Origin of the sequence: Anabaena azotica FACHB-119, from assembly GCF_014697625.1 — a bacterium.
Lineage (GTDB): Bacteria > Cyanobacteriota > Cyanobacteriia > Cyanobacteriales > Nostocaceae > Trichormus > Trichormus azoticus_A.
Genome location: NZ_JACJSG010000003.1, coordinates 48,076 through 66,599, shown reverse-complemented (window position 1 = coordinate 66,599; position 18,524 = coordinate 48,076). Strand labels below are relative to the sequence as shown.

Annotated in this window: 19 protein-coding genes and 1 riboswitch; of the genes, 14 read left to right on the top strand and 5 right to left on the bottom strand. The window is 40.6% G+C overall.

What is annotated here, in order from left to right; translation table 11 throughout:
• Positions 1 to 101: 101 nt before the first annotated feature.
• Positions 102 to 776, bottom strand: a complete 675-nt coding sequence (locus tag H6G83_RS02850) for a vWA domain-containing protein (protein WP_190466653.1) — start codon at positions 774 to 776, stop codon at positions 102 to 104.
• Positions 777 to 1,378: 602 nt separating this feature from the next.
• Between H6G83_RS02850 and H6G83_RS02845 the strand changes: the two genes are divergently transcribed.
• The 12 genes from H6G83_RS02845 to H6G83_RS02790 all read left to right on the top strand — a co-directional run bounded on the left by H6G83_RS02845 (position 1,379) and on the right by H6G83_RS02790 (position 13,587).
• Positions 1,379 to 2,755 carry a response regulator gene (locus tag H6G83_RS02845; RefSeq protein WP_190466650.1) on the top strand — a complete coding sequence of 459 codons (1,377 nt, stop codon included), beginning with the start codon at positions 1,379 to 1,381 and terminating at the stop codon, positions 2,753 to 2,755.
• Positions 2,756 to 2,820: 65 nt separating this feature from the next.
• Positions 2,821 to 2,982, top strand: a complete 162-nt coding sequence (locus tag H6G83_RS02840; RefSeq protein WP_190466648.1) for a hypothetical protein — start codon at positions 2,821 to 2,823, stop codon at positions 2,980 to 2,982.
• 109 nt (positions 2,983 to 3,091) lie between these two features.
• On the top strand, positions 3,092 to 4,345 hold the full coding sequence (locus H6G83_RS02835; RefSeq protein WP_190466644.1) for a hypothetical protein: 1,254 nt from the start codon (positions 3,092 to 3,094) through the stop codon (positions 4,343 to 4,345).
• A gap of 134 nt (positions 4,346 to 4,479) precedes the next feature.
• Entirely contained in the window at positions 4,480 to 5,313 is an 834-nt protein-coding gene (locus tag H6G83_RS02830) for a hypothetical protein (protein WP_190466641.1), read from the top strand.
• Positions 5,314 to 5,528: 215 nt separating this feature from the next.
• Positions 5,529 to 6,242 (top strand): hypothetical protein, encoded by a 714-nt coding sequence (locus H6G83_RS02825; protein WP_190466639.1) that lies wholly within the window; start codon positions 5,529 to 5,531, stop codon positions 6,240 to 6,242.
• 263 nt (positions 6,243 to 6,505) lie between these two features.
• Entirely contained in the window at positions 6,506 to 8,086 is a 1,581-nt protein-coding gene (locus tag H6G83_RS02820; protein WP_190466636.1) for a CPBP family intramembrane glutamic endopeptidase, read from the top strand.
• Between the two features lie 554 nt (positions 8,087 to 8,640).
• The gene (locus tag H6G83_RS02815; protein WP_190466633.1) at positions 8,641 to 8,865 is read left to right on the top strand and encodes a helix-turn-helix domain-containing protein; all 225 of its coding nucleotides are present in this window, start codon (positions 8,641 to 8,643) and stop codon (positions 8,863 to 8,865) included.
• Between the two features lie 3 nt (positions 8,866 to 8,868).
• Positions 8,869 to 9,300, top strand: a complete 432-nt coding sequence (locus tag H6G83_RS02810; RefSeq protein ID WP_313934949.1) for a helix-turn-helix domain-containing protein — start codon at positions 8,869 to 8,871, stop codon at positions 9,298 to 9,300.
• A 1-nt stretch (position 9,301) separates the two neighbouring features.
• Positions 9,302 to 10,729, top strand: a complete 1,428-nt coding sequence (gene lpdA / locus H6G83_RS02805) for a dihydrolipoyl dehydrogenase (RefSeq protein WP_190466629.1) — start codon at positions 9,302 to 9,304, stop codon at positions 10,727 to 10,729.
• 103 nt (positions 10,730 to 10,832) lie between these two features.
• A complete protein-coding gene (gene trpC, locus H6G83_RS02800) occupies positions 10,833 to 11,720 on the top strand; it encodes an indole-3-glycerol phosphate synthase TrpC (protein WP_190466627.1) in 888 nt (295 codons plus the stop codon).
• Positions 11,721 to 12,040: 320 nt separating this feature from the next.
• Positions 12,041 to 12,289: a DUF5340 domain-containing protein gene (locus H6G83_RS02795; protein ID WP_190466624.1), complete on the top strand. Its 249-nt coding sequence runs from the start codon at positions 12,041 to 12,043 to the stop codon at positions 12,287 to 12,289.
• 155 nt (positions 12,290 to 12,444) lie between these two features.
• On the top strand, positions 12,445 to 13,587 hold the full coding sequence (locus H6G83_RS02790; protein ID WP_190467029.1) for a pyridoxal-phosphate-dependent aminotransferase family protein: 1,143 nt from the start codon (positions 12,445 to 12,447) through the stop codon (positions 13,585 to 13,587).
• Between the two features lie 279 nt (positions 13,588 to 13,866).
• Here the strand turns inward: H6G83_RS02790 and H6G83_RS02785 are convergent, their stop codons facing one another.
• A complete protein-coding gene (locus H6G83_RS02785) occupies positions 13,867 to 14,094 on the bottom strand; it encodes a DUF2949 domain-containing protein (RefSeq protein ID WP_190466622.1) in 228 nt (75 codons plus the stop codon).
• A 505-nt stretch (positions 14,095 to 14,599) separates the two neighbouring features.
• The gene (locus H6G83_RS02780; protein WP_190466617.1) at positions 14,600 to 15,121 is read right to left on the bottom strand and encodes a DUF192 domain-containing protein; all 522 of its coding nucleotides are present in this window, start codon (positions 15,119 to 15,121) and stop codon (positions 14,600 to 14,602) included.
• A 368-nt stretch (positions 15,122 to 15,489) separates the two neighbouring features.
• Between H6G83_RS02780 and H6G83_RS02775 the strand changes: the two genes are divergently transcribed.
• Positions 15,490 to 16,083, top strand: a complete 594-nt coding sequence (locus tag H6G83_RS02775) for a PDDEXK family nuclease (RefSeq protein WP_190466614.1) — start codon at positions 15,490 to 15,492, stop codon at positions 16,081 to 16,083.
• Positions 16,084 to 16,099: 16 nt separating this feature from the next.
• On the opposite strand, the gene H6G83_RS02770 is transcribed toward H6G83_RS02775, so the two are convergent.
• Positions 16,100 to 17,089, bottom strand: a complete 990-nt coding sequence (locus tag H6G83_RS02770; RefSeq protein WP_242044391.1) for a DNA-methyltransferase — start codon at positions 17,087 to 17,089, stop codon at positions 16,100 to 16,102.
• 36 nt (positions 17,090 to 17,125) lie between these two features.
• Positions 17,126 to 17,374 carry a helix-turn-helix domain-containing protein gene (locus tag H6G83_RS02765; RefSeq protein WP_190466611.1) on the bottom strand — a complete coding sequence of 83 codons (249 nt, stop codon included), beginning with the start codon at positions 17,372 to 17,374 and terminating at the stop codon, positions 17,126 to 17,128.
• Positions 17,375 to 17,618: 244 nt separating this feature from the next.
• Positions 17,619 to 17,827, top strand: a riboswitch (cyclic di-AMP (ydaO/yuaA leader).
• A 302-nt stretch (positions 17,828 to 18,129) separates the two neighbouring features.
• Here H6G83_RS02765 and H6G83_RS02760 point away from each other — a divergent pair.
• Positions 18,130 to 18,372: a hypothetical protein gene (locus tag H6G83_RS02760; RefSeq protein ID WP_190466609.1), complete on the top strand. Its 243-nt coding sequence runs from the start codon at positions 18,130 to 18,132 to the stop codon at positions 18,370 to 18,372.
• Positions 18,373 to 18,524: the final 152 nt, after the last annotated feature.

Sequence of the window (18,524 nt, the reverse complement as noted above, 5' to 3'; positions counted from 1 at the left end):
AAGCCGCAAACTGCTTTTAATCAGTGAACAGTGAACAGTGAACAGTGAACAGTTATCAATGATGAACGTTGTTTGTACTGATAACTGGTAACTGATAACTGTTAGATAGACCCCCAACCAATGGGCGGTAGTGCTACCTGTTCGTCAATTTGCGAATGGGAAACTGCCGACATACTAGCCGATAACCAAACAAACATCTCAATAAAATTCAGCCCTTTCAGTTTTAATGGTGTCCGCACGGCTATTTGATTTAACCGCGTCATGTTGGCATTTTCTACACCCACGCTGAAAAATGCCACCCGCTTATTTACCTCATCTCCTTGCAGACGCAGCGCCGCTTGCTCTACTAGATGATCTAGTTCACCTTGCGGCTCACCATCCGTAATCATAAACACCCAAGGGCGATAGTAAGCAATCCCATTAGCACGATATAATGATTTGCGTTCTTGCACCATATCCAGTGCTTTATGAATACCCGCCCCCATACTGGTTAATCCTTGCGCTGTCAAAATAGGTGGGTTAAATTGATCGGCAGTTACAAAGTCTTGTACCACATTGATATGACTATCAAATGTTACGATCGCAATTTCTACCCGTCTGGCTGCTATGGAATTTTTCATCAACTCATCTTTCAAACTCAGCAAGCCCTGATTTAACGCCTCTATCGCCGCGCCTTGCATCGAGCCAGATGTATCCAGCAACAACACGCAAGGACAGCGTGGTTCTGGGTTCTCCGCAAACTCTACTAATTCATCTAGTACTAACGTATCATTCATAACGTTTTTTGTTATGTTATAGTCCAAAGCTCTATTTTCCTTTCTTCAAAGTATATAGTTTCCACAGCCGAAGCCGACAAGACCACAGGTAGATGTTTGACAGTAGATGATTGAATATTCATCCAAAAGAACACTTTCACCGCCAGTTCTACACCTTTTAGAAAAACTTAATCGAAATGTAGAGTAAATCAGCAATCACAAGTCCTCATTAGGGACATTAACCCATCTATCAAAATTCATATATAGCAACCACAGAATATAATAAATGATTCGCTTTTGCCTACACATATTTTTAAAGATTTTGTGTGGAATCTTTATTTTTATATAGAAAAATAAAAATTAAAATTGAATAAATCATCATGAGAAAAATACCTAATGTAACTAATACGACTTAAACTCAATTTTGTCCTAACATTTTGAATTTAGATAGAGAGTAAGCAAATTAACCACATATTAGATATTTAGAATATTCAAATTGTCAAATATCTGGCAATTTTCTCAGACTTAGATTTAGCAACAGCTAGTAAATTCGATAATAACTTGATATTTTCCGTTTTCTTTTTGGACATAATACCTATTTGTTTTCAGAAAACAACAACAATATGAATAATTACGGTACATTTACAGCACTACGTCCTCATAGTTTATTAAGACATTTATCGAGTTGTTTTGACACCACTTGTATACAAGCATTGTGCAACTCAGTTACTTGGTCAATTTACCTAGAAGATGGCACAATCACTTATGCTACCCATTCAGTAGAACCATTTGATAGATTAGAAAGACATCTACGCCGCCTCAGCCAGCAAATTCCCCAAGTAACTCACGAAATTCGCTTGCAGTTACGCTTGCTGTTTGAAACTGATGCACAAAATAACAGCAATACAATTAATCAACCACCTGAGTATCAAGCTATTCATTGGCTGATGAAACAAGGATATTTGGATACAACACAAGCTACAGTCTTAATTCAAGAACTTGTCAAAGACGTAATTGAATCATTCTTGTTAATTAAAACAGGTACTTATGAATTAACCAACTCACAGCAGAAACTGCCAGAAATTTGCCGAATTGATGTAACCAAAGTTAGCGATCGCTGTCAACTGAGATTACAAACTTGGCAGTCTTACCTACCCAAAATTACCTCTCCCTACCAACGTCCATACCTGTTGCTTGACAGCAAAAAATCTCCAGAATTACAGCCAAAATTAACTTACTGGATGAAGGGTTTCAGCCTACGTCATCTAGCTATAATTATGAATCAGGATGAAATTCAACTAGCACAAAATTTGTATCCATATATCCTGACTGGAGATATTATTTTACACGAACCAGATCCCCCATTTGACCAATTACCAAAAATTTTGGCAGAATCAAAATTTACTCCTAAATCTACAATCGGATTACTCAACAAAAAATTAGTAGATACAGTAGTAGAAATCAGTAGCAATGCTACGCCCATTACCCCCACACTGGCTGTAGAGAATTTAGCGCCTTTAGTCCGATTACCACAAACTTATACTCCTGCCAATACAAACAATCAGGAACTAACATTATCAAATACCACAAATTCAGTTCCCGAAAGAGTAACACCCGCTACCAGAACGAATCAACAACTATATAAAATCGTTTCTGTAGATGATAGTCAGACAATTCTTAAAGAAATCAGTCGGTTTTTAGAAAGTGAAAATTTTGCTGTAGTTGCTATCAATGACCCGCTTAAAGCCGCTATGTCAATTATTCGACACAAACCAGATTTAATTTTACTGGATTTGAATATGGCTGGGATTGATGGTTATGAATTGTGTAAAATCATCCGTAACAATTCAATGTTTAAAAAGACTCCGATAATATTTGTTACAAGTTCTAAGGGATTGGTTGACAAAGTAAAAGCCAGATTAGTTGGTGCATCTGGATATTTAACTAAACCTTTCACCCGTGCAGAGTTACTAAAGATAGTTTTTAGACACTTAACTTAGTGGCCTGTCTCATTAATTTTGCCCTGTTGTAGGTGTTCAAATCCCCGACTTTTTTAACAGGTGATTTGTCAAGAAAATCTAAACAGAACAAAGCCACTCGAATACACCCAGATGAGGCGATCAGCTACGCTGCGGGGAAGGCGATGGTCTACGACCGACCGGAGGCGATCAGCGTTCGCGGAGCGTCCCGTAGGGAAGCTGGGCGGAACGCCATCGCCATCAGTTAGTAAAATATTAGACTTAAGTCTAATAGTTTTGGCACTGTTATTAACAGTATAGTATATATTTATACGAGCAACATCTAGATTTATCTACAAATTGGGTACTGGGAAAAACATGATTAGAGAATACCAAAACCAAGGCAAAAAGACTAATACGGATATTTCCATCCCTACACTTAAAAACCCAGTACGTGGTTTTGGTTTAGAACCATTGGATACTTCACCTTCAGTATTGCCAGAGGCGCAAGTTATCGACAAACCCCCAGGTCACGACATCAGTAAAATCCCACTGCGTCGCCCAGAACAGTCAATTAGCCAGCCTCAAGACTGTGACGAACAACATTTTCGCATAGTACAGCAGCTATTCCGCAGAATGGAAGCCGAGAGAATAAGCCGGTCGTATGTGCAACCAGGAGAAATGTCAACGCCAGAGGTACAACAATCACAAACTAAACCTTTAGTTGATATCATTACGCCTGTAGTACAACGGCAACAAGCTTCCCAGCAACAACAGCAACTAAATACTGATGCTGTACAACTCAAATGCTCCCAATGCGAGGAAAAAGAAAAGCTACAGCTTCATGCCGATGAGGAAACACAACTTACGAGTGATGATTTAGATGAGCAAGTGCAACTAAAAGCAAATGGAGACAATCGAGCAAAATCGATTCAGCAGTTAGCCGCACAAGGATTTAGTGGTTCTGCCACAACAATACCTCACCTCAATCAAATTCAGCTATGGCGAGATACAGAAGATAGTAATCAGGAGAGCTTCTTTCAGCAAGAAAATCTTTATGCACAGTCTGATGATGCGTTTCAGCGTCCTCCCAAACGACCTTCATCAAAAAAACCTAATGAAAATAATTGCAGGCAAATTCTTCATGACATCTTAGTGTTACTTCTTGGCGGAACTCTTGAAAAAGTAAATCTTTCAGTTCCAAAGGGACAAAACCCAAGATATGTATCAAAAGGTATGATAGAACGCTATTATCAAATGCTTTATGATAAAGAGCTTTATAAATACTATAGAAATATACCAAAGGAGGGAATTGGCTCTTGGGTAGGGCATAAAGAACTTTATCAAAAACTTAAAGATGCCTTGGACAAGCTTGTTAAATCATGGGAGAACGATAATTGTGACAATTTGGACAAAATCAGAGACGCAACTAAAGCAGAAATAAAAAAAGCTATCGAACTGGCTAAAAAGTGGAGGAATGTAAATGCTCCAGAAAAACCTATAAATGCTGGTGAAGATGATGCCCAGTTCAACTTTCAATTTGACTTAAGTTCTATAGTGGAAGGACTGGGAAAGCTGTTAATGTTACTTTGGTCGTTAGCAACTGGAGGAGAGAAGCAACCAAGTTATTAGCTATGAATCTTTGAGATCAGTATTTTATCAGATAATTTTAATTTGATACATTTAAATATGTGGAAGAAGAATTATGTCTTCTAGTACTACTTGAGGTTAAATAATTTTTACTTGAAAAGTGAAAAGGGACAATAATGGAAAATAGTGATGAGGTAAAAAACGAAAATTTGTGGAACAACTGGATTCCTCGTAAATGGATTCAAGGATTATCTTTACCCACATTAAATTGGACAAGACCTTTTTTAGCAATGATGGGATTACCATTGAAATTGGTGGAAGAACCCGATGTTTGGACAGCAATATATGTTCAATCAATGGATGAGTACAATACATATATAGAACCTTTACTAGAACTAGAAGGAGAACAATATGATAAAGAAGATTTGAAAATAACGCTAATAACTTTTAACAAAGCCTTTCAACAGCTAGCAATTCAGCTAGGTAGTAACGTTGCTGTTGATCTGGAACGTTGGGTTCAACGCCATTTTTTAAGCCACGAATTCGATGTTGCAATGTTTGACTGGTTATGTGTTCTACGAAATGCGTACTTGCCTCAAGGAACGAGAGAAGACCAGATCCCACCTCCAGATGCTTTAATTCCACTTTTAGATGATATTGAAGAGATTATTTATTACGGAGTTTACGGTAGTCAATACGTACTACAACATATGAAATTACCACCTCCACTAGAGGAGATGGAAAAAACAGGGCAGGTTGTTGTGTCTCAGGAGGTATTGCAAGTTCATCGAGTTATTACGCAGGAATTAACAATGAGAGCTTTGAATATGATTGCAAAAAAACTTAATGAACAAGAACTTTCAGAAGTGATGGCATGGGCTTTATCTCAAGCTGAAGCTAAAATTGTAACTTCTCCAGAGAATTTATGTGGGGATAGATATTTACAAGTTGATCCACCGTTATTTGATTTTCCATCTGTTCTTGACATTCCTATTTCAGATGAAAAATAAATACAGCAGTTTTGCTATTCGTGAAATACTGTAGAGACGTTACATGTAACGTCTCTACATGGTTTTGGGTTTTACGCTTGTACCTCATTTACCCAAAATATGCTGTATATATTAGAAGAAAATTCAACCTCTATCTGCTTCGTCATCAGGACTTTCAGCACAACAGAGGATAGCCCTGTTGTGTCACTATCGCGGTAGTATAAGTATAGTCAACCATGCAAAGAAGACAAAAATTACTTGATGATATAATCGCCGCTATTGATGATCCTTATGGCGATACTTGTATGAACAATTGTTTTCGTGTTCTTTACGGGCTACCTAAGGATTTGCAACTAGAACTCGCCTACTTTATGATGTCACGTTATCTTCCTATTTTTGAGAAGAAACACCCTGAGATTACAGTACCAAGACAAATTATCAGTGATATCTCCACATATTTTCAGACATATGGTAGAGGAGTAAATATGCCTAGCGTAAAATCCTTTACAGCAGAAGTTAGCTATGAATTTAGCTGTGATGGTGTCTTGCTGGCTTATTCTCATCCAAATGATTTATTCACAGTCACTTCATCCTGTACTTGCGCTATTGAACGTGTGATTAATGCTCGTCGAACTAACGTGTGGGAAGCAGACGATCCTGAAGCCTGGGAAATGACTCAAAAAAGAGAATATGTTCCCCAAGAACGTATACCTACATTTAACGCCGCCGGATATGCAGTTTTTGCTAGAGAATGGGAAGAGGTGGTGACATGGCTCAAACAAAAGGAAATTTGGAATTATCCTGATGAAGTTAATTTAGATTTGTTAGAGCGGCAGCTAGAGTATTGGATAGATAATATGTATGTTTTAATAGTGCCAGAAATTGCCGAACTATTAAGTCAACAACCAGATGAGGATGAGTTTTTCTTTAATGATATGGACGATGAGTAATTCATCGTTAAGTTATCAAGAAATAAAAATATTATTTGTTGAGAGACTATTTATAAAGTAAATCTTAAGTAGGAGAGGCAAAAAGCGGTGTGGATATTCCTTCCGCTTTATTACCGTTGCGTTATGGCTTGAGTCTAACGCACTGCTAGATCAGATGGTGCGTTAGGCGCACTTTGTTGAAGCTCATCTGTCCACCTATCGCTGTTTGTTGCGATAATTTCTAAGGGGGACACGTTCTCCACTGGTTTGTCAAAGGGGGATAGATGAGCATCAAGCGGGTGATTTTATTTTTTGTACTCACGCCGATCGCAGCTTATTTAGCGATTTCGTCTTTATTTAGTAGTTTGCAAGAACCACAGTTCCAAAGCCGCTTGGAACTGTACCAAACCAATATTGCACTGCAAGCACAAGCTTGGCAACCAGAGGATAGTAACGATGATAGTCCTCAAGTAATTCGAGAGGCGATTCTTGGGGAAAAGGCTTTGGAAAACGCCACCAAGCAATATGAAATAATCCGTCAATCAGTGCAGAGTAATTTGCAAAAAACTCAAAACCAACTTGCACAACTGCGTTCTCCATCCCCAAAGGCTACAGCGCCTAAACCTTTACCAGATAAGTCTCCCAGTACTTCAATCTCTGGGAATGATCAACAAAAACAGTTGCAGCAGTCTCTAGTGCAACTGCAAAAATTTTCGGCTGAATTAGACTTAAATCTAGGAATTTTGCAAGCACAACAAGGACAAATTCAAACAGCCATCAAAACTTGGGGTGATTTAGAAAAGCGGTTAGAAAATTCACAACTCAGTACAGACATTGAGAAAACTGCGGCGGCGCTAGCTGGACTGTGGAATGACCCACCGCAACTTGTTCCCAATTCTCAACAGTTAATTCAAAATAATTTACAAGGCTGGTTTCGTTATACAGCTTTAATTCAACTATACCAACTCCAGCAACGACAAGAGGCTTTAAGCGAAATTCAATCAGCACAACAAGAAACTGCGACTCAAGCATTGTTCAAATTAGCTTTAATTGCTACTGTCCCTAGTTTGACGGCTTTGGCTGGGCTGATACTGTTAATTTTCTTAATTGCACAACGCTTGCTCAAGGGTAAAGAATCCTTGTTAGGACAATATGCTGATTTAGCTTGGTCAACACCTTGGGATGCAGAAACAATTCTCGCAGTTTTTGTGGTGGGCTTTTTCTTCATGGGGCAAATTTTTGTGCCTTCTTTGTTTATGCTACTGCCCATACCACGCCCGCTAGTTGATGTCAGACTGCAAGCTGTTTCTGTCTTCGTCACCTACCTCTTAGTAGCTGCTGGTGCGCTGTCAGTTCTGTATGTCTCAATTAAACCCTATTTCCCCTTACCTAAAAATTGGTTCCGCTTCGAGTTCCAAGATAATTGGTTTCTATGGGGACTAGGCGGTTATTGTGCGGCTTTACCCATAGTTGTGATTGTGTCTTTGATTAATCAACAGCTATGGCAAGGGCAGGGTGGTAGTAACCCGCTATTACAACTAGCATTAGAAAGCCGAAACTTTACAGCATTAGGGATATTTTACGTGACAGCTGCGATCGCCGCCCCTTTATTTGAAGAAGTCCTATTTCGCGGCTTTTTATTACCCTCCTTAACTCGTTACTTACCAGTATGGGGGGCAATTGTTGCCAGCGCTACCTTATTTGCGGCGGCTCACCTAAGTTTATCAGAAATCCTCCCCCTGACTGCTTTAGGCATAGTCTTAGGCGTAGTCTACACGCGATCGCGTAACCTCCTCGCCCCCATCCTCCTCCACAGTCTCTGGAATAGCGGTACATTATTGAGTCTGTTCCTCTTGGGCAGTTGACAGGTGACAGGTGACAGGTGACAGTTGACCGAAGGCTTCTTCCTTTCCCCTTTCCCCCTTCCCCAGTCCCCAGTCCCCAGTCCCCAATCCCTAGTCCCCAAACAAAATTTAGTAACTTCCGCACCTCAAAGGACTTGCAAGGATGGCTTATAGATCCAGCCTGGACGGGAATCTTTCGATAGCCATAACGGGTGTTCATAGTGAAAACCGATTACCGTGGCTTCAAAGCAATAGTTAGGTCGTCCACTCCCTCGGTGTAGGCGTTTTCAACTCTATCGCCTAACTCGAACTTGCGGGGTGGGAGATGGGATAGGGGGAAGAATCGGGTCATGGTCTACCCCCTTGATGTGCAATATTTTGCACTATAGTCTGCGAATAGCTCTAGGTGGGCGAGAACAAAGGAATCTGCTAGCATTGTTTAATACCTGTAATCGGTTAACAAAAGGCGTTGTGTTTCTTCTTGGCGGGAGAGAACAACGCCTTTGTCTATAATATTTTACTATTTGCTATTGACAAGCGTCAACGGGTTAACGCATTATAAATACATGAAGTCCATGAATCTAAAAGATTTACGGAAAAACCAGAACTTGCGAACAGTTGATGTTGCTAGCCGAATTGGTATAGGTGAATCGACTGTAAGAAACTGGGAGAAAGGAAGGACGGTTCCGAAGTTAAGACTTGATCAACTTCTGGAACTCTTAAAACTATACAAGTGCAGTTTTGATGACTTGATTTCAGCCTTTAAAAAATCGCAGCAAGAGCAACCAGGAGGTGATTAATTAGTGCGCCTAGCCTACCAGTACCGACTAAGACCAACAAAGCAACAAATAGCCACCTTTGAAAGCTGGCTAGAACTTTGTCGCCGTCAGTATAACTACAGGCTGGCGGAACGGTTTAACTGGTGGGAGCAAAATCGTTGCGATATTGACCGATGCTCATTGGAAGTTTGTCACATACCACAACTAAAAGACAAACCCAACTACTACAGTCAAAAACGCGACTTAACCAACACCAAAGCCTTACTACCAGATTACAAAGATATTCCTTCCCACACCCTGCAAGACGTAGTAGCGCGGGTGGAAAAGACTTTTGATAGGTGGCTGAAGGGAGATATTAACAGTAAAAAATCTGGTTGGCGCAGCCTCTGGCAGAGAAGGAAAGGGCGGGGCGGGGAGTATGTCACAATAGATAGGCGAAGCACACGGGGAAACTAACGTGAGTCATGAATTTGATTACGATTTAGTCATAATAGGCGCTGGTGTAGGTGGACATGGCGCAGCCCTACACGCTGTCAGTTGTGGTCTGAAGACGGCGATCATCGAAGCAGCAGACATGGGGGGAACCTGTGTCAACCGAGGCTGTATTCCATCGAAGGCGCTGTTGGCTGCTTCTGGACGTGTGCGGGAATTACGCGATGCCCATCACCTGAAATCTTTGGGAATCCAGATTGGTAATGTGGAGTTCGATCGCCAAGCGATCGCCAATCATGCCAATAATCTCGTTGCCAAAATCCAAGGGGATTTAACCAATAGCCTTAAACGTTTGGGAGTCGATATCATCAAAGGTTGGGGCAAAATTGCCGGGACACAAAAAGTCACGGTCACAGGAGATGGTAGTGAAAAAACCATCACGGCTAAGGATATTATCCTTTGCCCTGGTTCTGTACCCTTTGTCCCTCCGGGTATTGAAGTAGACGGCAAAACTGTTTTCACCAGCGACCAAGGCGTAAAATTAGAAACCCTACCTGATTGGGTAGCTATTATTGGTAGTGGTTACATTGGTTTAGAATTTTCGGATATTTACTCAGCTTTGGGTTGTGAAATCACCTTGATTGAAGCCCTCGACCAGTTAATGCCAGGGTTTGACCGCGATATTGCTAAACTTGCGGAACGGGTGCTAATTACGCCCCGTGATATTGAAACTAAAGTCGGGATATACGCTAAAAAAGTTATTCCTGGTTCACCAGTAGTCATTGAATTGGCAGACTTCAAAACTAAGGAAGTTGTCGATGTCATCGAGGTTGATGCTTGCCTAGTAGCTACAGGACGCATCCCAGCTACCAAAAACCTCGGTTTAGAATCGGTTGGTGTGGAACTTGACCGCCGCAACTTTATTCCTGTGGACGATCGCATGGCAGTGTTATCAGCTGGGGAAGTAGTACCCCATCTTTGGGCGATAGGTGATGCTAATGGCAAAATGATGCTAGCACACGCCGCCTCCGCCCAGGGCATTGTCGCTGTCGAAAACATTGTCGGACGAGACAGAAAGATAGACTATCGCAGCATTCCCGCCGCCGCATTTACCCATCCAGAAGTCAGTTATGTCGGTTTAACCGAAACAGGTGCGAAGGAACTAGGACAAGCTGAAGGTTTTGAAATTGCTACCAGCAGAAGTTACTTCAAAGGTAACTCCAAAGCCTTAGCCGAAAACGAAGCCGACGGTATAGCCAAAGTCATCTACCGCAAAGACACAGGAGAAGTTTTAGGCGTACATATTTTTGGTTTACACGCCTCCGACCTCATCCACGAAGCATCCGCCGCCGTAGCCAACCGACAAACCGTCCAAACTCTAGCCCATCTAGTCCACGCCCACCCAACATTATCAGAAGTGTTGGATGAAGCATATAAACGAGCGATCGTTTAGGTGACAGTCAACAGTCCATAGTCAATAGTTCACAGTTAAAACTATTGACTATGGACTATTGACTATGGACTAATGACTAATGACAACTGACAACTGACAAACAATGCAAATCCGTCGCCGACAACCAAGCCCTGCTGTAAATGTATCAATATTGCGTTATCATGTCGCCTTACCAGATTCAGCACCAAACAATATTTTGGAAGAAATTGTCTGGCATAAGGAAATAGAAGTTACCCAATGGCGCGAGAAAGTGCCTTTGCTAGAACTACAAAAGCAAGCGCGGAATGTACCACCAACCCGTGATTTTATCGGTGCTTTAAAACAAGGCAGAACTACACCAGCCTTAATTGCTGAAGTGAAAAAGGCTTCCCCCAGCAAAGGAGTGTTTCGCGAAGATTTTGACCCAGTAGCGATCGCCTTATCCTATCAACAAGGCGGTGCTAGTTGTCTTTCGGTATTAACGGATGCTAAATTTTTCCAAGGTAGTTTTGATAACTTAGCAAAAGTCCGTGCTGCTGTAGATTTACCGTTACTTTGTAAGGATTTTGTCATTTATCCTTATCAAATGTATCTGGCACGGGTTCAAGGTGCAGATGCAGTATTATTAATTGCCGCCATCCTCAGCGACCAAGATTTACAATACTTCATCAAAATTGCCAATGCTTTAAATATGGCAGCTTTAATTGAAGTTCACAACCTAGAAGAGCTCGACCGTGTATTAGCTTTAGATGGTGTATCTTTGGTAGGGATTAATAACCGCAATCTAGAAGATTTTTCTGTAGACTTGCAAACTACTTGTGAACTTTTAGCAGTTAGAGGTAGCCAGTTACAAGAACGCGATATTCTAATTGTGAGCGAGTCGGGATTACATAACCCGGAGGATTTGAGTTTAGTATCCCAAGCTGGCGCTAGCGCCGTGTTAATTGGCGAATCATTAGTCAAACAACCAGATCCAGAAATTGCGATCGTCAACCTTTTTTCCATTAGGTAGGGAACAGGGAACAGGGAACAGGGAATAGGGAACAGCAAAGCAGGTAGGTATCAAGGTAAAAAAATTAATTCTTCATCCCCCTCATCTCCCCCATCCCCCTCATCTCCCCTATCCCCCTCATCTCCCCCACCTCCCCCGCTTGCCTCCACGTAGAAATTATGGGATGTTTGAATACTAGCCCTGGTATATTCCAGGTGCTGAACTATTTTTTGCTATATCAGAAAATATAGTTAATCTTTATTTAATGTGTAAAAATTGACTAAAGAGCATCTACCAACCAAGCATCAGAAAATCCCTACATAAAAATAACCCTAGACTACATGGAGCAACTTCCCCTACCATCGCCCATTCACTACGAACTGATACTACAACTATTAGAAAGACAAACCATGTCAGCAGCCAGCCAAAACCCTGAACTGCGACATCAGGTTAATCAACTAATTATTACTTTGCGAAAAGCCGCAGCCCAGCAAAAGCAACTGGAACAAGCTTGTAAAGTTTATTCTTTAGATATAGAACACCGTTGGTCAATCAATCATCAAAGTAAGGAAGTTGCAACTTCTGATTAGTGGGGAGTGGAAAATGGGGACTGGGGACTGGGGACTGGGGAAAGATGGGAAAAAAATTATTAACTCTTACCCCCTGTCAACTGTCAACTGTCAACTGTCAACTGTCAACTGCCTCCTACCCAACTATAAATATTTAAGCCGTTAGACTTATGTTAATGATGCCCGGCCCCACGCCAGTGCCAGAGGCTGCCTTACTGGCATTAGCCAAGCACCCAATTGGACACCGTACTAAACAATTCAGCGAGATTTTGGCAGAGGTGACAGCAAACCTGAAATGGCTACATCAAACTGAAAATGATGTACTGATGCTAAATGTCAGTGGTACAGGTGCAGTAGAGGCGGGAATAATTAATTTTCTCTCATCAGGCGATCGCATTTTAGTTGGTGCTAACGGTAAATTTGGTCAACGCTGGGTAGAAGTTAGCCAAGCATACGGGTTAAATGTAGAAACAATTACGGCTGAATGGGGCAAACCCTTAGATCCTTCAGTATTTGCCCAACAACTCCAAGCTGATACCCAAAAGCAAATTAAAGCCGTCGTCATCACTCACAGCGAAACCTCAACGGGTGTGTTGAATGACTTGGAAACCATCAACCGCCATGTAAAAGAACATGGTACAGCTTTGATAATTGTCGATGCTATTACTAGCTTAGGTGTGGTGAATGTGCCTGTAGATACTTGGGGGTTAGATGTAGTAGTTTCTAGTTCCCAGAAAGCTTACATGACCCCACCAGGGATAGGATTTGTTTGTGTGAGTGCCAAAGCTTGGGAAGCTTATCAAACTGCCAAATTACCAAAATATTATTTAGATTTGGGTCAATATCGTCAAGCAGCAGCAAAAGATACTACTCCCTTTAGTCCGCCTGTGAACTTGGTTGTGGCGCTACAAGTCACCTTAAGGATGCTGAAAGAGGAAGGCTTAGAAGCGATATTTACTCGACATGAAAGATTAAAAAATGCCACCCGTGCAGCAATTAAAGGATTAAATCTGCCTTTATTAGTAGAAGATAGTTTTGCTAGTCCCGCGCTGACGGCTGTAGTACCGCAAACAATAGAAGCCGATAAAATTCGCTCATTTTTGAAGCAGCGTTTTGATTTAGAATTAGCAGGCGGTCAAGACCATCTAAAAAACAAAATATTCCGTATAGGTCACTTGGGATTTGTGAGCGATCGCGATATCCTTAGCTGTATTGCCTCCCTAGAAGTTGCCCTCGCTGAACTCGGTTATACAAACTTCATCCCAGGTGCAGGTGTAGCCGCAGCCAGTAAAGTTTTGAGTACAGCAGTTGACAGTTGACAGTCAGTTGTCAGTTGTTATTTTCCCCTTTCCCTCTTCCCCTTTACCCTTTCCCCTTTCCCCCTTCCCCTTTCCCCCTTCCCCTTTCCCCCTTCCCCTTTCCCCTTTCTCCCCCAGTCCCCAATTAAAAAAGCGAGTTGAATAATTCACTCGCTTTTTTGGTTTGTTCCTATTTAGATAAGTAGAATAGATGGCAGTCAAATTTATACGCCTCAGTCTCGGCACAAGACAGAGTGTTTGTAACATACATTCAATCTCCTACAATGAGACATTTACACCTTACGCTGTCTCCAACCAATCATAAATCTTTTCTAACTGATCCAAGGTAACTAAACCGTATTGCCAAAGAATCATAGGTAAAGGCCCTGGGTCTTGCTCTCGATGACGTAGTGCCACTGCCAACGATGCGGCGGAAATTGATAAATCTTCCTGTAGAAAATGAATTAGCCTTGAATATGTAGATGGCGACATCTGTAACTCACCTCCTGGTTGAGCCTGAATTTTCATGAGCGTGTTTTCTTGCTTTCTTGTAGCCTGCAACTATTACTTCACCAGTGAATATACCATTACCGGATAATCAGACGAGTAATCTTGCTTAATCCGGCAAACAGAACTATTTTTTGCGGAAAAACCAGAAAAGCATACCTAATCTTGGCTTTTACCTCGTATAGATGCTTTATTCTCCAGCTTTTACTTGTTCTGGTCAAATAGGTTTTATCTTTTTTTACTTTAGTGTTTGGCTTAAATACACGTTCAGTAATAAAGATTCCATAGCTAATACTGCCTTATGAACAACTAATTACACTTATGCCAAAAGGAAGATTTTTTGCCTAAATTTTCTCTAGGCTAAAATTTTACTTATAACACTGTAGATTTTGCTGCCGTTAAAGCATACTAAATAGTAACCTGATAATTTCTTGTTTACCTGTGCTTAAGGTTTTTTTTACAAAAAAATCATAAATTGTGAATTCAGTTTTTGCTTAATTACCAAACATCCCACTCCTGAACAATATCAATTACTGGTATTCAGGAACTCAATTTTAATACTATCTCCAGTCCGTAAATTTAACTCGGCTGCCCTTCCTGCGCGTAATTCAATCACTGTATCAATGGGGACGTTAGGGCCATACGTGGGACAAGGCTCATTAGCACAAGGAGGTGCAGCAGCTTGAATATACTGCACTACACCGTTTTGCAGAAAGACCATATCCAAAGCAACAGGTACATTTTTCATCCAAAATGTGACCGGTTGAGGCGAAGAAAACGGAAACAGCATTCCTCGGTTATCAGGTAATGCTGGGCGATACATCAGACCCATTTGTTGCTGTTCTTGAGTTCTTGCTACTTCTAGCTCAACAACTGTACCATTAGGAACAGTGGCTTTGGCAGAAATTGGCAGTGTTTGTCCAGCACTAGTTACTACCGCAGGTGGGGAACTAGCATTATCTGTAGGAGTTTTGGCTGTGGTTTGCGAAGAACAAGCCATGAGTAAAATACTGAAAAGGATGGGAATTAAAGTTAACCAACGTATCATACAATTTGCAATTTGGTAATTTAGACTTCGATTTTACAAAAATTAAACGAAAAAGCCCACGTTTACTAGTCGTATTTTTTGCCACGCTAACAATTAGAGACTGAGAATCGAGTATGCTACTCAGGCAGATCCTTATCCCGCAAGAATCATCGCTATATCCGGCTACCCACATCTTGCAAGCATGAGAGAATCTTGGATTAGGGAAATACTGGTGGCTTTTTCTAAGTTTTTCAGAAGTGTTTTTGTGAATACGGAGGTTAAATGGTAATAATATCTAAAATTGTTACAAGGCTGATACCGATAGAACAATACCTACAAAGATGCGGTAGGTTCATATATCGCTCAAATTACACTGTCTCTATGTATTTATGAAAATTGTTCAAGAGGTTTCTTTAATCAGTATTGGGAGTTTTGCGGAATCTAGTGATTGGTCTATTATTCGTGCTGAAATTCGTGATGCTATCTCTGTGATTGTCCATCCTTCAGGAACAGCCAGCTTTACCATTAATCCAAAAAAGCATGGTAATGGTGTTAAACCTATTAAAGAAGCCTGCATGATTGCATTAAAAGATAGCTTTGGCTGGAGGCTAGAAACTGCAATTAATTATGCAACTAAATCTCCAGGCAAGGTTGATGCAACAAAGGTTATTGATAATCATCTTTTTGCTCTTGAGTGGGAGACTGGTAATATTTCCTCTAGTCATCGAGCAGTTAACAAATTAGTTCTTGGATTACTACGTGGTATTTTTCTAGGCGCTGCTTTGGTACTTCCCAGTCGGAAGCTTTACCCTTATTTAACTGATAGAATCGGCAACTATGAAGAGTTGGAGCCATATTTTGATGTTTGGCGGGCTGTTCAGTTGCCAGAGGGTTTTTTGGCAATCTTTGTAATTGAACACGATTATTTAGATAGCAATGTACCAACGCTTACCAAAGGAACTGATGGTCGGGCGTTGATTTGAAGTCTATTACCTATGTTCAATAAGGAATTGATAGCTGTGAAGCAGTTGTTGTTCTTTGCTTTGATTTCTTGTTTCCCCTTGCTGATTCCCATTGTTCAATAATTCCGTTAGCCAAATCAGTTAATCTTTCTACGGCTGGAGTTGTCTCTCCAATTTCTGAACCAATCCAATAACGTTTTAATTTTTCCGCCGCATAAAATGTAGTGCCAGATCCACCAAATGGATCAACTACAATTTGCCCTGGATTAGATGCCATTGCAATGATTCTTTCTAACATAATGGGGGCAAGTTCGTTAGGCGCTCTTTTTTTGTGCTGACGATGCCGAACTGGTGGAATATCTGCCCACATCTCCTCTGCTAATGTCCACATCACTTCAGTAGAGTCAACTTTAGAAATATCTTCCCAAATATCTTCCGGCGCATCCCAAACATCCATTAAGTTGATACCTTTTTCGTTAAGTTTTTTGCGGTGTCCTCCATAATCACGAATTTCTCCACCGCAATGTCGGCAAACTTGAATTGGTGTGTAAACTTTGTTGAAGACTGCTGGTTCCCCTTTGGTGTAATAAAGTAGTCCATAGTGAGCCGGAGACATCTTCTTCCCTCTCGGAAAAGCTTTTGGCATTCTGCAAGCAATCCAATGTCGAAAAAACATTCCTTGGCGATTGAGATATGCACCATACTCGATGCACCATTTAGGTAAGTTGAATACAAACAAGCTGCCACCGTTCTTAAGTATACGAATGCTTTCACTTAACCACTGTTGCGACCATATTAAGTATTTATCAGTATCTAGGCGATCGCTTACACCTGCTCCATATTCTTTACCCAGATTAAATGGTGGATCAGCAAAGACAACATCTACAGATTCACTCGGCAGTGATGACAAAAGTTGTAGGCAATCTCCTTGATAAAGGATTCCATACTCGCTTTGATAAATCTGTTGCAATCCTCGTTGAGTCGCAACATCAGTAGTAATGAGTTGAAAAGGCAGCATTGATGTCATCTTGATTACTTTTGTAATAGCTAGAGTCTACAAACTCTATTGTCGATTGTCAATAGAGTTTGTCATAGTAGATGTACTACGCGGCTGATATGGTTTTCCAGTGGGTTGATTCTTATATCTATCTACTTCAGCATTTTCTATATAGTAGTAACGCCCAAGTTTGCTAGCTACGATTTGACCATTTTTAATTAAGTCATGTACTCGTTGACGGGAAACACCAAGTAATTTAGCAGTTTGAGCTACAGAGAGTAATTCATGACTATTATTACCAGTAGAGTCTATCATATAGAGTATAGAATGAAACCTGAAAACAACGGATAATTTTTGTAGATATTGCACCCTCAAGCTTAACTCAAGTCTTGTAGCAAAAGTTTATAAATAAACGTAATTTTGCCAAGGCGATCGCATTCAGTGAGAAATCTTCATTGCCATAGTTGCAGGATTGAATGAGTACCTTGGATGCGATCGTATCTTTTTGTTTACCAAGTTGTCATTTTGTAGCGAAAAAAGTTAGTATTTCAGAGAACAAAAATTAGTCTGCCTAATCCATGTTTACCCTCAATAATTTATCCACAGGGTTAACTAGGAGCGGAGGAACCAAGTTTGGGGCGTATCTGCCAAAAAAGCTCAAGCTAAGGTGTGAACAGTAAACTTCAAATCTTAGACTAGAGCCTTTAGAGAAGGACATCTCTCAGTCCTAGCCCGTCAGCTAACTTCGTAGGCATTGAGAGGAGATTGAACGAGCGGCATTTATCCAAATTATGCCTGTCGTCAGTATCCTTGGCTGGTATACGCTTCGTTCTACCTGCCCTTGTTCTGGAAGACAGGATTTCATAGTCCATGTTTCTAGAAATTGCGGCTGGATTTGTTGCCTTGAGGTACATTCGACTATGTTTTTGCAGTTTTGGTAATTGGTAATTGGTAATCGGTAATGGCAGAAAACAATTACCAATTCGCTATTATTTATTACCGACCAAAGCAACCATTTTATAAGTAATTAGCTGAAGTTGATATTCTTTGCCAAGAAATTAGGAGGAAAAATGGCAATTAAGAATCGTAATTTTTTTACCCATGTTAACTTTTTACCTGAGCATAAATTTAAGTTAATTGGAGAGCTTGCAGGTAAAAAACTTTTATTAATTGGGAGAACTAAAGCTTATAACGATCCCATTGTGGCAGCCAGTCAGAGTAATGAGCCTCATCAAGAAGATTTATATGCTTACGACCTCTACGAGTTGATGAAGTGTAATCACGAGCTAGTTAATTTGACCGGAGAAATTTAGGGAATAAAAGAGAGTAGGGGCATACAACCGTAAGCCCCTATATTATCTTTAAACAGTTGCTGAATCAAAAATTGGTATAAGTTAAGAGAGAATTAACCGAACTATACTAAAAAGTATAAACATAGGTGATACCCTAACAAATGACCAATGAC